13 protein-coding genes are annotated in these 14,322 nt (G+C 44.4%); 4 read left to right on the top strand and 9 right to left on the bottom strand.

The window, feature by feature from the left end:
- Positions 1 to 186: 186 nt before the first annotated feature.
- Both OC443_RS01005 and OC443_RS01000 read right to left on the bottom strand, forming a co-directional pair.
- Positions 187 to 1,278, bottom strand: a complete 1,092-nt coding sequence (locus OC443_RS01005; RefSeq protein ID WP_073584759.1) for a M35 family metallo-endopeptidase — start codon at positions 1,276 to 1,278, stop codon at positions 187 to 189.
- A gap of 436 nt (positions 1,279 to 1,714) precedes the next feature.
- Positions 1,715 to 2,155, bottom strand: coding sequence for an Lrp/AsnC family transcriptional regulator (locus OC443_RS01000; protein ID WP_073584761.1), 441 nt, complete (start codon positions 2,153 to 2,155; stop codon positions 1,715 to 1,717).
- A gap of 108 nt (positions 2,156 to 2,263) precedes the next feature.
- On the opposite strand from OC443_RS01000, the gene OC443_RS00995 reads away from it, so the two are divergent.
- Positions 2,264 to 2,848, top strand: coding sequence for a LysE family translocator (locus OC443_RS00995; RefSeq protein WP_073584763.1), 585 nt, complete (start codon positions 2,264 to 2,266; stop codon positions 2,846 to 2,848).
- A gap of 199 nt (positions 2,849 to 3,047) precedes the next feature.
- Here OC443_RS00995 and OC443_RS00990 read toward each other — a convergent pair whose 3' ends face one another.
- Both OC443_RS00990 and OC443_RS00985 read right to left on the bottom strand, forming a co-directional pair.
- A complete protein-coding gene (locus OC443_RS00990; protein ID WP_083601696.1) occupies positions 3,048 to 4,943 on the bottom strand; it encodes a glycoside hydrolase family 9 protein in 1,896 nt (631 codons plus the stop codon).
- A gap of 437 nt (positions 4,944 to 5,380) precedes the next feature.
- Entirely contained in the window at positions 5,381 to 6,280 is a 900-nt protein-coding gene (locus OC443_RS00985; RefSeq protein ID WP_073584767.1) for an EamA family transporter, read from the bottom strand.
- A 114-nt stretch (positions 6,281 to 6,394) separates the two neighbouring features.
- Here OC443_RS00985 and OC443_RS00980 point away from each other — a divergent pair, with 114 nt between their 5' ends.
- On the top strand, positions 6,395 to 7,786 hold the full coding sequence (locus OC443_RS00980) for an aminotransferase-like domain-containing protein (protein WP_073584769.1): 1,392 nt from the start codon (positions 6,395 to 6,397) through the stop codon (positions 7,784 to 7,786).
- A 258-nt stretch (positions 7,787 to 8,044) separates the two neighbouring features.
- On the opposite strand, the gene OC443_RS00975 is transcribed toward OC443_RS00980, so the two are convergent.
- The 3 genes from OC443_RS00975 to OC443_RS00965 form a co-directional block, all read right to left on the bottom strand.
- Positions 8,045 to 8,539 carry an Hcp family type VI secretion system effector gene (locus OC443_RS00975; protein ID WP_073584771.1) on the bottom strand — a complete coding sequence of 165 codons (495 nt, stop codon included), beginning with the start codon at positions 8,537 to 8,539 and terminating at the stop codon, positions 8,045 to 8,047.
- Positions 8,540 to 8,752: 213 nt separating this feature from the next.
- On the bottom strand, positions 8,753 to 9,271 hold the full coding sequence (locus tag OC443_RS00970; RefSeq protein ID WP_073584773.1) for a hypothetical protein: 519 nt from the start codon (positions 9,269 to 9,271) through the stop codon (positions 8,753 to 8,755).
- A gap of 26 nt (positions 9,272 to 9,297) precedes the next feature.
- Positions 9,298 to 10,098, bottom strand: coding sequence for a hypothetical protein (locus tag OC443_RS00965; protein WP_143169375.1), 801 nt, complete (start codon positions 10,096 to 10,098; stop codon positions 9,298 to 9,300).
- Positions 10,099 to 10,384: 286 nt separating this feature from the next.
- On the opposite strand from OC443_RS00965, the gene OC443_RS00960 reads away from it, so the two are divergent.
- Positions 10,385 to 10,567, top strand: a complete 183-nt coding sequence (locus OC443_RS00960) for a hypothetical protein (RefSeq protein ID WP_073584777.1) — start codon at positions 10,385 to 10,387, stop codon at positions 10,565 to 10,567.
- Here the strand turns inward: OC443_RS00960 and OC443_RS00955 are convergent.
- A complete protein-coding gene (locus tag OC443_RS00955; protein WP_073584779.1) occupies positions 10,564 to 10,857 on the bottom strand; it encodes a helix-turn-helix domain-containing protein in 294 nt (97 codons plus the stop codon). The genes OC443_RS00960 and OC443_RS00955 overlap by 4 nt on opposite strands.
- A 365-nt stretch (positions 10,858 to 11,222) precedes the next feature.
- Between OC443_RS00955 and OC443_RS00950 the strand changes: the two genes are divergently transcribed.
- A complete protein-coding gene (locus OC443_RS00950) occupies positions 11,223 to 12,515 on the top strand; it encodes a hypothetical protein (RefSeq protein WP_073584781.1) in 1,293 nt (430 codons plus the stop codon).
- Between the two features lie 22 nt (positions 12,516 to 12,537).
- Here the strand turns inward: OC443_RS00950 and ltrA are convergent, their stop codons facing one another.
- A complete protein-coding gene (gene ltrA / locus OC443_RS00945; protein WP_200796999.1) occupies positions 12,538 to 14,010 on the bottom strand; it encodes a group II intron reverse transcriptase/maturase in 1,473 nt (490 codons plus the stop codon).
- Between the last annotated feature and the right edge of the window lie 312 nt (positions 14,011 to 14,322).

The following is a 14,322-nucleotide window of genomic DNA, read 5'->3' as shown; positions in this document are numbered from 1 at the left end:
TTTCTTAATGTTATGCTGAAGACGACTCACAGAGTCTACATGAATATCCGGGGAAAGTATGTGCATCAACCGGATACAAACAGAGTTATCCAGCCGGTACCCGGCGGTTCAGTCACAAAAAACGGCACCACCTGAATCAGGTGATGCCGTTGCGTATCCATCATATCATTCTGCCAGTCAGGAAAATTATTGATTGTATGGGTTTTCCGCGAAGTACTCGTGATTATCTGCGTTTTTCACCGCTTTATCAGGGCTGTTTGTTGCCAGATATCTCGCATTGTACTGACCATAAGCCACGTCTTCTGTTCCGCCATTCACGGTAAAGTGACTCATTTCATGGATAATGGTTCCCGCCTGAGAGTCAGAACCGGTTGTGGAAGCATTCCAGAAAGCACCGCACAGGTGAATGTGATAAGGCTGGTTCGGATACACGTAAGCATAAGCATTAGACAGGTTACCCTCACAATAACAGTCCATCGTAATATTCTGGTTATTCAGGGCACTATAAATTTTATAGAAATGGTTGGTGACCGTTGAATAACGGCTGCTGTCGTATGAACCAAACCAGGTGCTGTAACGGTCAGATTCGCTGCCTTTGTCCCAGTAATCATACAAATGTTTATACGCGTCATAACTCAGGTTCTGTGATGCAGACACAGCGGTTTTGATCGATGACTTTTTACTGTTCGAACAGCTGCCCGCGTAAGTAATACCAAATTTTGCATTCAGCTCAGCGGTCTGAATTTTGCTCAGCAGATCAGTCTTCGGGCCTAAACCTTCCACCCAGAAAGACACATTGTTTGATTTCAGCTGTTGCAGATCGGCGGCTTTCGATTTTGATCTGGCAGTTGAAGAATCTTTGATCAGACCAAGTGCATCGACATCATACTGAACGCTGTATGTCCCCGCCTGAGTCATGTCATAGTAAGCGGATAAATCAAAAGTCTGGGTGATGGTTTCCCCGGCGGCTAACTGAATATAGTCATCGGCTGTCGGTGCCGGGCGTTTGACGATCGGGCCGGTATAAGATACTTTTTCGCCGTCAACAGTCACATCGAACGCATTATTTTGCAGTGCTGCATTCTGAACTAAATACCAGCTTAAAACTTTTACATCCTCCTGGCTGGTATTTGTCACCGTGACGTTAACCTTCACATCACTATTTTTATCAAATGATTGATCGGCCGGTTGTATTGTTACTTCCAAAGATTGCGCGAATGCCAAAGACGACATACTCCCTAACGCGGTAGCGAGTAATAGTTTTTTGATGTTGTTCATTTTATTATCTCTTAGTCATTGTTATTCAATAAATAAATGTTTAAAGCAAGCTATTACCTGAACTGGCAATTGAATTTATGAAAGGAATAAAATTCATAAAAAGACTATTTCTTATGCAACTCCTTTGTAAAGGAACAATTTTGAATCACTTATTTTTATTAGACCTATGTAAAATAAATAAAAAGAAATAATAATAAAACCATTTACAATCAGAATTAATAATTGAATAAAAATAAGAATTAAAATTCACAACAGAACAATTTAAATTAATTTAAGGTTTTCAAAAATCAATATTATCACCTGAATTAAGTTTATCAGAAGATTATTTTCAGGATAATTTAAATTGTAATCGAATTCATTATGATTATTTATTCATCAATGCGGATATTTTATTTTTTCTCACAAAAAACAAATATACCTATACCCAAACAGGGATTTATCTTTCATCCTTTGGCGACCCCATCACGACCATCGTTGAAATTGAATTCACCTGTGGGAGTTCCCCTAAAACATCGGAATGAAACCGTTTATAGGCCGCCAGATCCTTCGTTTCAATCCTGAGCAAATATTCCGTCGCACCGGTAATATTGTGGCACTCCGTCACTTCATCCGCTAAATGAATCTGCTCCTCAAATAAATGTTGCGAGCGGGTACTGTGATCCGACAAACCGATTGACACATACGCAATAAAACCAACATCCAGCTTCTGTTTGTCCAGCACCGCCCGGTAGCCCTTAATCGTGCCGCTGCGTTCCAGCTCCTGCACCCGGCGCAGGGTTGCCGAAGGTGACAATCCCACACATTCAGATAGATCAACGTTGGAGATTCTTCCGTTTTTCATCAGCTCACGCAATATTCTTTCGTCTAAACGGTCCATGAGTAACAATCCTTGTGAAAATAATCTTCTGTTCTGCAATAAAAACATGAAATTGCGCCGCGATCCAGAGACGATATAAATGATGAAATGTTGTACAGGAGAAAACAAATGCCAGACTATCTTACGCCCCTGTTTATCTTTGCTTTTGTGGCGACTTTTACCCCCGGCCCGAATAACACCATGCTGATGACTTCCGGCGTGCATGCCGGCTTTGTCCGCAGTATACCGCACATGCTCGGTGTCGCGATCGGGTTTAGCGTCATGCTGATGCTGGTTGGCCTTGGCCTGACCGGTATGTTTAGTTCACTGCCGTGGTTGCATCAGACACTGAATGTCCTTTGTATCGCTTATATGTGTTATCTGGCTTACCGGATTGCCACCAGCCGGGCAAGTATTGATCAGGCCGGCTATCAGCCCATGAGTTTTTTCTCTGCCGCTATGTTTCAATGGGTGAATCCCAAAGGCTGGACGATGGCGCTCAGTGCTATCAGTCTGTATAACCCGTCAGCCAGCTGGTATGGTTTGGGCTGGATTACCGCCGCATTCTTTATTGCCACCCTGCCGACTGTCTCTGTCTGGGTACTGGCCGGCCGGCAGATCCGCCACTTACTCAAATCCCCGCGACATCAGGCCTGCTTCAACTATGGCATGGCACTGGCGCTGCTGATTTCCATCGCACCTATGATGCTATAAGTCAGGATGTTCTGAGTCGGGCTATTTTGATTTTCTGCTGCCGCCCGATAATACGTCAGGAACAACAGACCAAACAGCGCCCGCTGAACGAACCCCGTCAACAGACAAAGCGCCATATAAAAAAGAGCAGCGCCGGGCTGCTCTTTTGCTTGCAAATTTTTCAGATCCGGTTTTTTCCGGGTCATGCTCAGGGCGGATACTATTCCGCGGCTTTTTCATCCAGATAACTGGTCACCCAGAAGAACGGCGCATTCCAGTTCACAGTCACTTCATTGAGTGTCCATGCACCGATATCATCAACCCAGCAGGTTTGACCGGTACATTTGCCTTTCATCTCTGCGGCGACCGGATCACTGAAGTCGATAGAATTCGGACCACCTGAAATCACACCCGGAGGCGCAACCGGCAGCGACGCATCTCTGGAGTGGCCCCAGTAACGGTGGTGAGGATTCATCAGCGGATAAGTGCCATACCCGGTCACGTAAGACTGATCCATCGGGTTGCGTCCCAGAATGTAATCCATCGCATCCGACATCGCCTGCAGATATTTCGGTTTACCCGTCAAATCATACGCAACACCTAAGAAAATGCCCCGGTTCACCAGGAACGAGTTTGAACCCCACGGATATTCATTGGCCAGATAAGGCACCAGATAGCCTTCTTTCGCTACACTTTCCTGATACACATTGGCAGTTTTAATCAGGTTAGTACGCGCCTCTTTCACCAGCCCCGGATTCAGATGATTCGGAACCGTTGCCAGTGTAATCGTCCCTGCGCTGGCGACGTCAGCCCAGGTCAGGTCGCCGGTCGCCGCCACATCGCCCGAAGGGGTATTAAACCGGTAAGGCGACTGGTCAATCACCGCTTTGTATTCCTGTTTACCGGTTGTGGTATACAATTCAGCGGCAGCCCAGTAGAACTCATCTTTCAGATTCAGGTCGTTATACGGGCCGGAACCGGTAAAGTTATCATAAGCATACACATCCGGATGTTTTACCGCCGCCTGCCAGGCAGTTTCAGCCGCTGACAGACACTGCGCGGAATAATCCGCATCCACGGAGTGCCAGAGCCGGGCACATTGTGCTGCCGTTGCTGCCAGATTCAGCGTCGCCGCAGTGCTGGGATAACTGAGTACGCGCGGTTGGGTATCTTCATAAGGCGGCAGCGGAACCCCCGTCCAGGCAATATCCGCGATCTTGTGGAAGACCATACCGCCGGCATCAATTTCCGTCAGTTTTAAAGCGGAAACACTGGCAGACTGATCGCCAACAGGCACAGAGACTTTTTTACCCTCCGGCACCTGCATCGCCATCATGAAATCCATTTCCCAGCGGGCTTCATCCAGTAAGTCGTTGTACTGATTGCCCTGCTCGGGAATACTCACTTTTCCATCAGAGAAAGCACTGGCCTGACCGGCGTTGTACAGTTTTTCCCGCTCGAAATAGTTCATCAGCGTCCAGACTGATATCCCGCCGTTGACCACGTATTTACCGTGATCACCTGCGTCATACCAGCCACCGGTCACATCCAGTGAAAAGTCACATCCCGGCCACTTGTTTCCTTTGGCATCAGTCTGATCAAAACAGCTCACGACCTCCGGTTTATGGCCAGCCGGACGAGCCAGATCAGGCCGCTGAACATATTGTTCTTTAATTTCGAGCCCGCTGCGTTGCTGATAGAAGAAAGACAGCGCGTCATACTTCATCGTATGGTAGATATCATCGCGGATATCAAACGGATGACTTGTCTCTCCGTTGACTTCAAGGGTGACATTTTCTTCCGGTGTATACACCCGGCTGAAATCCGCAATCTGCACCTGCTCACCCGATGCCGTGTTCAGGCCGAATGGTGTGGTTTTCCCTTCAGCGATCGTATTACCCTGCGCATTGAGTAAGCGCCAGGTTAATGGTGTTTGGGTATCCGTTGCAATCGTTGCCCGTTTTTGGGCATTGACCTGATAGCCGACCTGATTCACCCGGACGGCAGAATGCTGTTTGGCTGAGGAAGACTTCAGCTTCTGTGCTGAAGCACATCCGCTGGCACTCACCACTCCGCAAATAATGACAGCCAGAATTGTTGGTTGAATTTTTTTCATTTGAGCCCCTGGATAATCAATTATCCGGCCAAAAGAGCATTGCGGCTAATTGATTATTTATTGATAAATAAAATATTTACAGATAATTAAATCACAAATCAATTAACTTGATTTCATATACCAATTCAAAGGGTATTTGCCATTATTATGATGATAGTCCAAAACATTGATGTATCTGAGTTTTCACTTATTTCATCCCAGGGTGAATAATGTGATTAAACAAGTGAGTTTTTATTATTTTATTGATGAGAATAATAATTTACATGAGTTATCAAAATAAATGTAAATGACAAAAACATATATTTCACACACGCTGGAATTCATGAAAAGAAAAGCAACCTGATATACCCAAACAACCTGCATCTTCAGGCTGCTTGGGTATAAATTCAAATCATCATTTGGGTCTGCACGTGTCCGGTATCCTCTTCCCGGGGCGGTTAAATCTGACCAGCCATTGGCTTCCGGGTCAGCCGGGATAAGAACCGGACCGGCGGCATCACCACCAGCGCAATCCCGAGCAAAAACGCACTACAGGCAATCCACTGCAGCAGCGTGAGCTGCTCGTCAAATATCAGCCAGCCACTCAGCACACCGAATACCGTGGTCAGTAATGTCAGCGGCGCAATGGTACTCATCGGGTATTTCAGCACCAGCCGGTTCCAGACCCAGTAGCCAAAAATCGTGGTCGGATAAGCCTGAAACAATACCGACAGCCAGGCATGTCCGTTCCATTGCTGATAAGCCGTAACCAACACCTGAGGCCCGTAAAACAACACACTCAGTCCGACCAGCGGCAGCGGCGCAAACACCATCCCCCAGATATTAAAGGCAAACGGAGCTTTAGAACCGGAACGGCGCAGAATCACTCCGGCGAACGGCCAGCATATCGCCGAGACCGTAATCAGCATCAAGCCCGCGATCGTCACGTTTCCGTTGGTATACATCACAGACACAAGCACACCCGCCAGCGCAATCACAATCCCTGCCGCCATTTGCCGGGTAATCACCTCTTTATAGAGCAGCACACCCACGGCCACCGTGGTCAGCACATCCAGCTGCAACAGCACAGACGTCATGCCGGATGACAACCCAAAGTACATCGCACAGGATGCCATGCCCCAGATCCCGACACCAAACACCAGCCCGTAGCCAATCTGATAACGCCACGGCACCTGTGGCCGGCGAACAAACAACACCATCGGAAAGGCCGCACAGAAAAACCGCCCGGCAGCAATCAACATCGGATTCACTTCCGAAACGCCCAGTTTAATCATCGTATAGTTAAATCCCCAAATCGCCATCACAAACACGGCCAGGGTTAAATCTCTGCCAGACATACACATTCCTTATATGGGTTAATATTTATACGGAGTGTCGCTTGCATCGCAAAAACAGTACAGATACAATTTTTGATAATTTAACCAGTACAGTTCAATTCGTGAGGCCGGTGAATGGCGAAATATCAGCAGCTTGCAGACAAAATCATTGATGACATTCAGTCCGGCAAACTCCCGGCCGGAGAGAAAATGCTGTCACTGCGGCGCTTTGCCGGGCAACACGGAATCAGTGTGTCCACTGCGGTCAGTTGTTATGATGAGCTGGCTTCTCAGGGCTGGCTGGTTTCCCGCCCGCAGGCTGGTTTTTTTGTCGCTTCCCCGGCCGGTCAGGCCAGTCAGCCGCAATGGCAGCCATTTACCAGCCAGCTGGCACATCCGCATGCTTATCTGCCCAAATCTCATACGCCGACCGGCTCTATCGGTACGTCCCAGCTGTTTGTCACTGACGCGGTGAACCAACAGCTGAATCAGTGTTTCCGCCGGGCCATCACCCGGCAGAGAAAACGGATTTCATCGTATCCGGAAACACAGGGCGAACCTGAGTTGCTGAGCACTCTGGCGGCGCATTTCAGTCAGAGCGGATTTGTGTTCAGCAGTGATGAACTGGTGATCACGCATGGTTGTATTGATGCGGTGAAAACTGCGCTGGAAGTCAGTACCCGGCCCGGCGATGCGGTTGCAGTGAATTCGCCCTGCTTTCTTGGCCTGCTTGAGCTGTTATCGCAAATGGAGCGGCCGATTGTGGAAATCCCGACCACGCAAGACGGCATCGATCTGGATCAGTTTGAGCGGCTCCTGCAAACCGGCACCGTCAAAGCCGGGCTGTTCAGCACCACGTTCATGAACCCGCAGGGCATCACACTGTCTGTGGCGCAAAAGCAGCGGCTGGCACAGCTGGCAAATCAGTACCGGGTGCCGGTGATTGAAGATGATGTCTATCTGGAGCTGTCGCATCAGTCCGGTCAGCCGCCCCTGCCGGCGGCATATTTTGATCAGCAGGGTTACGTTTTATGGTGTGGGGCAGTCTCAAAAAGTCTTTCCCCGGCATACCGGCTCGGCTGGTGCCACCCCGGCCGTTATATCGCTGACTATGTGAAGCGTTGTCAGGGTGTGCCAACACTGATCCAGCAGGCGATCGCCGATTTCATCACCAGCGGCCACTATGCGCGACACCTGAAACAGGCCCGCGCCCAGCTCACGCTCAACAAACAGCATTACCTGAATTATTTCAACACGCATCTGCCTGCAAAAACCCGCATCACCCGCCCGGACGGTGGTTTAGTGCTGTGGCTGCAAATCCCCGGCTTCGATGCACATCACATGGCAAAACGGGCCAAACAGCAAGGCCACTATTTCATCACCGGCCCACTGTTCACCACCTCAGATCGCTACCGCGACTGCCTGCGGGTCAATATCGGTTATCCGCTGAATGAAGAAGTGGAGAAAGAGCTTGAAGCGTGGGTTGGATTGGTATGGGAAAGTTTGGAAACGGTTGAGGTAAGTTAGAGTTCTTGTTGCAGTACTTCTTCGATGGTTTCCGGCATTTTGTCATCCGGCGTGTGTTGGGTTAAAGAAAACAAGCGTTCAACATAGTGTCGCGGGGCAGCAGGCGGAAAAAGTCTATGGGTTTCATGCAGGTTTATGGTTTTACGGGAAGTTTAACAACTTATACACCTGAGTAGAAAGTTCCCCTCATCACTGGCTATTCAACGATGAGGGACGATTGATTCATAAAGATAATCCCAACAACCTATCCCAAAGGGACTATTCTAACCAGCCGCCTTGATCCCAGTTGTCGTAGCCCATTGTACCTGAGACATTATGGTTCCAGATGATTTCTTTGTAACTTAGTTCAAGCTCTTCATACATTTCATCACCATGAGAGTGTACTGTATGGGGAAGAGAGAAGTTAAGCGAGGAAATCAATGCTTTTTTTAATTCTATAGAGTAGAACTTCTCATTATAGCCTTGCTCATTTGTACGGTAGAAATTAATAGTGCAATCCAAATGTTCCTGTTTGGCAAAGGCAGTCGCAAGAAGAGGTGAGGCTTTATCGATATTTTTTGTAATGTGAAGTGGGGTATGTGTCTTACCTTGTTGTTGAGAGTCTTTTGCCATCAAGTGATCACAAGCTAAAACTGTAATCTCATCCGCATGGTTTTCCTGATGTTTATTCCCCATAGAATCTTTTGTGTTGCAGCCACTGGAAATCATGCCCTGTTTTTCGCCGTTAATAGTAATATACGCCACGTGAGCCATATGTTTCTAATCTCATAATTGAAGAAATAATAGCATTTTATTTACCAATAATTATTATGTCTATTCTTTATTGAGATGCCTCAGGTTAAACCGATATCTACTTCAACATTCATGTATATATTATATGGGTGAATTATCAATAAAATCAGGAATCACCAGAAATGATGAAAATGACAAATTAAACATTTATAGTATATTCCCTATCTTCAAGTATCAGTTACTTCTTTTATATTCACTTATAGCGCGCTTAAAATCAGCTGATTTTTTTACTATTTCAGGTGATATTTTTCTTTGCGTATTATATTTAAATTCAACATCATCAAGCATACCTCTGGAACCACACGATATTAATCTGCATGCGCCATTACTATCATGAAAAATAAATTTATCTTTCTCCAGGTTAATATTGAACGTACATATTTTCTCCATAATTGAAGATGTTGTATAGGTTAATACCCGTGGTGATTTTACTTTAGCAATCCCTGATAAATCACACTGATGTCCATTCGCCCATTCTAAATGTGTTTCAAAATAAGCAGTATCTGGTGAGGTTCGCATGAGCATGAAGTGATTTTCAGAAGTATACTGAGTATTATTAATCAATGCATTAGGAAAGGAATATTTATAGATACCTTGTAATTTATCAAGAGGCTGATAATTTTGTGCTTGACAGATGAATACATTGCCGGTCGTGATTATTGTAAATGCTAATATTATATATTTTAACTTCATGATTCAAATACCTTATCTCTATTATATTATTGTTCGGATACATTCTTTTGGCACAGTTCAGAGCCTTTTTTAAGCCATTTTACAACCTGATTGTTTCGTTCTGAGCTTACTTGACCACGCCTGCAACTTTGTGAGGCTATTTTCCATCGCTCACTCATTGACATATTTTTATATTTTCCTGTTCCTTTAATCGCTGGAACAAATGTATTACGAAAGCTGGAAAAATTACCGACATTAAAGGCAATGTCGATGAGTGCTGCCTGACATTGGATTGGGTATTTTCTGAAATTTTCTGAACCAAATTCTCGCATTGCTACCGCTGCTGCAATTTTGAGATCTGCTAAAAATAGCTTATCAATTGAATCCTGAGATAATTCTAAAGTTGTATATTTTCTGAGATTTTCCGGATTATATTTTTTCAAGCCAATATGCTTCGTAAGAAAATTATAATCATTGTTAATTTGATCTGCTGTAGCAGCTTTACCCAAGCAGGTTTTATCTTTAACAGATATACCTGTATCTCCTCCTCTCACATGATGACGAGTCAATCGTTTAACTACAAACTTTAATTCTAGTTTGTCCTTATATGCATCAAGGTTGTGACCGACACCTACTGTAATTTTACCAACTGAATCTACATACATATAAGGAATGTTATTTTCAAAAGAGGACTTTTTCAATACTTGTAAAAGCTGAAGTAGCTTAGGAGAAAAAGTAAACATATTTAATAATCCTTTAAAATGACAATTAATTAAAAAACTTATTCTTTTACCTTTTGGAATTCTAACAGCCATTGATTTCAGATAACTTCTCATAGCTAATTTCAACGTACTGATAACCATTTTAACCATGGAGATGAAATGAAGTTCTGATGACTCACTGCGCCACCCAATGCATCTGATTTTAGTTTCATATTTGCGATGAGCTCATTTTATTTATCAATACGTTTCAAGTCTATCTTTTATTAGTGACTCAGTACGTTAAGTCGATACTCATCCCCAAATTTGGTCTTTATTAAATGACATAACTGATAGTAATTTCCTTATCTGTTTCTACACCTTCAAAAACAGACTGGGGCGTTGACTGCAAATCCCCGGTCTCGATGCACATCACATGGCACAACGGGCCAAACAGCAGGGCCACTATTACATCACCGGCCCACTGTTCACCACTTCAGATCGCTACCGCGACTGCCTGCGGGTCAATATCGGTTATCCGTTGAATGAAGAAGTGGAGAGGGAGCTTGAGGTGTGGGTTAAGCAGGTTTGGGAGAGTTTGGAAACGGATATGAACTAAAAACTGACTTTTAGCACCTCTTCAATCGTTTCCGGCATCGCTTTTTCATCTGGCGTATTTTGAGTTAACGCAAACAGACGCTCAAGACTATCCAACGACTGCCACAACAACAGAAGCTGGCGAAAAGAAATCTGCCCGGTCAGCTCAAATTTTTTAATCGTTGCGGCAGGCAAACAACTCCGTTCCGCAAGCGCATTACGTGACAGTTTTTCCTGCTCACGCAAGCGGCTGAGATGGGCAGCAAAAGCCTGCTGAACATCATGGTCATCAAGTAATAAGAATCGGCTCATGGGAACCGCAATTGGATATAATAGTATCTATTTTGCCTTAAATATTGGATTTTTGGATATTATTGTATTCAGATAACCATCTGTAGGTAAATATCGATTTTCCGCTGAATACGCAGGTGGAAAAAACTGGGGGTTTTGGTTGAGCTGATGCGGGAGAGTCTGGAGGTAAGCTAAAGCAAATGTTCAAGGTTACCCATCCACAGCAATCAAAATATTCTAAGCCAATTTTCTATATTGAATATAAAAATTCAGACATTCTTTTGTAAGATGACTTGGTCTAGTGGTAGAGTAACAGTTAAAATTTTATTTAAATCATAAACTTAATTATATAATTAACATTAAATCCGAGAGAAGCGGTTGATATTATGGACGTTCTTACCAGAACAACCACTGTCAGTATTAGAGATACTTACCTTGAAAGACTACCTCCTGAAGCGTTTATAGATCTAGTTGACGGCTATGAACAAGTTGTTATCAAGGTTTCAACTCCCTCAAGCCGTACCATGCTAGATGTAGCCTTTTGTTATATGGAAGCTTCATATGTATTTGAAAAGCTGGCTAACTCTTTTAATTGCAGTGAAATCAGAAATACAAAATCAGGTGGGGGGTATGAAATTACCGTACAGGAATTCGATCACGCTAAGTTATCAGCACTAATTTTTGAATTTGTTTGCATACTTTCTTCAAATGAATATATAGATGAAGATGAGGCGTTTAGCTACATTGAAAAAAGACAACAATTTGAATGTGATATCTATGAAATTCCATTACATTTTCCAGATTTGATCGATTTATATTACGCAAATATGATTAATGGCGGGTTAAACGAAGATGGAATTGAATTGGAAAACAGAGCGCCAGCTCATCGGTATGGTTACTGGCATGCGGCAGAATACTTATGTACTGAGAAAAAAATATTATATTCACAAAATTGTTGGGTTGTGCCTAATGAGGTTGACTTAAAGGAAATTTTTAAAAGAAACGGATATGACGAAAGGTTGTCCATTATCCCTGCGAACCTATTACTGATCAATTCTGAGGCAATGGTTCTTTCCGAGAATGCAGCACTTCAAGTACCTATGGGAGAAGTGATCCAAGGTATAGCCTGTATTCATGAAGTTCTACCTTCAGATGAAACAGGCTACTTTCCTCATATGCTGGACAAGCTGAATGGCGGTTTTTTTGCCTCATCTTCAAACTACAACTTTTTCAACAGCACAAAACCTTCTAGCTTTTGGAACGATAATACTGCCTTTGAATTAACAGCATCAGAATTTGGAGAATTTGTCATATTTAAAACTGACACGGCAAAGTTAATTGTATTTAATGTTACAACCCCACCTTATACACGAACAGTCAACTTTTTATCAGCAATGAACACCATTAGCTCTTCTTTTGAAGATGGTCTGACACCAACATTTAGCCAGCCTCTTGATTGGAATAAGTTAACAGATGAAGAGTTTGAGTGTCTGTGTTATGACGTCATTTACTATAATTCAAAGTTTGATTGGCGAACAGTCAAAAAGATGGGGAGATCACGCTCGAGAGATGGTGGGCGTGACATAGTTGTGTCGAGTAGACGACACTTGTTACCAAGTGCCGCCCCTCTAAGAACCGTACGTGCAACTTTCACTGCATACGGCTCAAGCCTCCACTAAGGCATCATTGATACCCAGCAACTTATAAAGCAGTCGAAGCAGGTTCGTTCCAAGAGTTACGAGCTAGCCTTTTGGGTTTTCTCTTCGCCAAGTATTCTTGGTATTGAGGGTCAAAAGGGGTAGCAGCACTCCTAATTTTCACGTGTCTTTCGATAGGCACTTTCGCTATTTGGAACAGATTGAAGTGACAGTCCATGTTCATGATTTTCTGCCAACCGTGAAATTGCCATTGGCCTTTACGATTGAGAAAGTACTTATGAACAACCCAGTCTTTGGACTTGGTTGGATGACGCCTAACTGCCCAGTGCCATAGCGCTTGGAATAGTTTGTGGCCGACATACCCGAATATTTGTTTAGCAACACAGTGGCGATAGTAATTCGCCCATCCCCTGAGTTTCGGATTTATCAACTTGATAAGATCGTTAACAGGGATGGTTGCGTGCTTTTTAATGAGTTCTCGTAGATTTCTCAAGAATAACAGCGTGTTGGATTTGCTCGGTTTGATGAGCAATTTGCCTTTGTACTTCCTGTGATTGAAGCCTAGAAAGTTAAAGCCATCATCAATATGAGTGATCTTCGTTTTCTCTTCGGAGAGGGCTAACCCTCTTTCTGCCAAAAAGCCAGCTACCAACGGTTTGATGTCGTTCACTAGCACTTCCTTTGAAGAGCAAGTAACCACGAAATCATCCGCATAACCGATAAAGTTGGCTCTAGCCCCCTTTTTCAGGGCTGTAGATTTTATTTGTTGCTCTATTCCCGCGAGAGTCATTAGCATCAAGGTTGGAGAGATTATTCCACCTTGAGGTGTACCTTCATCGGTATCATAGAACAGACCCTTATCCACATAGCCAGACTTTAACCATTGCTCTAACATACGTTTATCTACCGTGATATTGTCCATAAGCCATTGATGCCCGATTTTGTCGAAGCAAGCCTTAATATCTCCCTCAAGAACCCATTTCGCTGATCGCTTTAGAGCCAAACATTTGAAACACTGACTGACGGCGTCAGCCGTGCTGCGATTTGTCCTAAACCCATAGCTATTGAGGTCGGCAAGCGTTTCGGACACTGGTTCGAATGCTAGAAGATGGAGGGCTTGTTGCGCTCTATCAATCATGCATGGAATACCCAATGGCCTGAGCTTACCGTTCTTTTTGGGAATGTAGATACGTTTAAGTGGTTTTGCAGAGTAAGCCTTGCGGCTCAGTTGATTGACTGCTTTCATACGGCGTGCATCTGTGGTCCAGGTGACACCGTCTATTCCAGGCGTTTTACTGCCTTTATTCTGAGAGACTCGCTTAACTGCAAGAAGCTTGGCTGAGCGAGAATGAGTCAAGAGCCACTGTAAGGACTTCACCTTACCGTATTTCTTTTCTCTCGTTGCTTTTGCGATACGCATTTGAAGCTTCAATACGTGTGCTTCAATGGATTTCCAGTCGATGGACTGCCATTGAGCGCCGTCAGAAGATGCACCAATCTCTTTCGAGATCACCATTTGCTTTCCTCCTTGAATAAAGTTCTTCAAATTCTCTCGCAATGGGAGACCAGTCGGAAGTGGGCTCACTTTCGTGATCAGACATAAGTCTGTATCTGCATCATTACAATGTAGCTTTCGCTTTTTCCGACCTCCTATACCTGCATCACTATCGGCCACAAAGGCTTTCCCAAAGGGAGTGATACAGGCTTACCCTGTTCCGTATGTTACGTAAAATGTCAGGTTAGATGCCCACTATAGTGCGGAGAGTGCAGTGACCACGAAAGAGTACTGTCCAACCTCTTTCCAACTCTCATTGCCTTTTGGCCACAG

Source organism: Vibrio quintilis, assembly GCF_024529975.1.
Classification (GTDB): domain Bacteria; phylum Pseudomonadota; class Gammaproteobacteria; order Enterobacterales; family Vibrionaceae; genus Vibrio; species Vibrio quintilis.
This window is presented reverse-complemented; position numbering and strand designations above follow the sequence as displayed.

Bases quoted from the DNA above. Each gene is read 5' to 3' on its own strand.
- OC443_RS01005 (WP_073584759.1), bottom strand. From the start codon at position 1,278: ATGAACAACATCAAAAAACTATTACTCGCTACCGCGTTAGGGAGTATG.
- OC443_RS01000 (WP_073584761.1), bottom strand. From the start codon at position 2,155: ATGGACCGTTTAGACGAAAGAATATTGCGTGAGCTGATGAAAAACGGA.
- OC443_RS00995 (WP_073584763.1), top strand. From the start codon at position 2,264: ATGCCAGACTATCTTACGCCCCTGTTTATCTTTGCTTTTGTGGCGACT.
- OC443_RS00990 (WP_083601696.1), bottom strand. From the start codon at position 4,943: ATGAAAAAAATTCAACCAACAATTCTGGCTGTCATTATTTGCGGAGTG.
- OC443_RS00985 (WP_073584767.1), bottom strand. From the start codon at position 6,280: ATGTCTGGCAGAGATTTAACCCTGGCCGTGTTTGTGATGGCGATTTGG.
- OC443_RS00980 (WP_073584769.1), top strand. From the start codon at position 6,395: ATGGCGAAATATCAGCAGCTTGCAGACAAAATCATTGATGACATTCAG.
- OC443_RS00975 (WP_073584771.1), bottom strand. From the start codon at position 8,539: ATGGCTCACGTGGCGTATATTACTATTAACGGCGAAAAACAGGGCATG.
- OC443_RS00970 (WP_073584773.1), bottom strand. From the start codon at position 9,271: ATGAAGTTAAAATATATAATATTAGCATTTACAATAATCACGACCGGC.
- OC443_RS00960 (WP_073584777.1), top strand. From the start codon at position 10,385: ATGGCACAACGGGCCAAACAGCAGGGCCACTATTACATCACCGGCCCA.
- OC443_RS00955 (WP_073584779.1), bottom strand. From the start codon at position 10,857: ATGAGCCGATTCTTATTACTTGATGACCATGATGTTCAGCAGGCTTTT.
- OC443_RS00950 (WP_073584781.1), top strand. From the start codon at position 11,223: ATGGACGTTCTTACCAGAACAACCACTGTCAGTATTAGAGATACTTAC.
- ltrA (WP_200796999.1), bottom strand. From the start codon at position 14,010: ATGGTGATCTCGAAAGAGATTGGTGCATCTTCTGACGGCGCTCAATGG.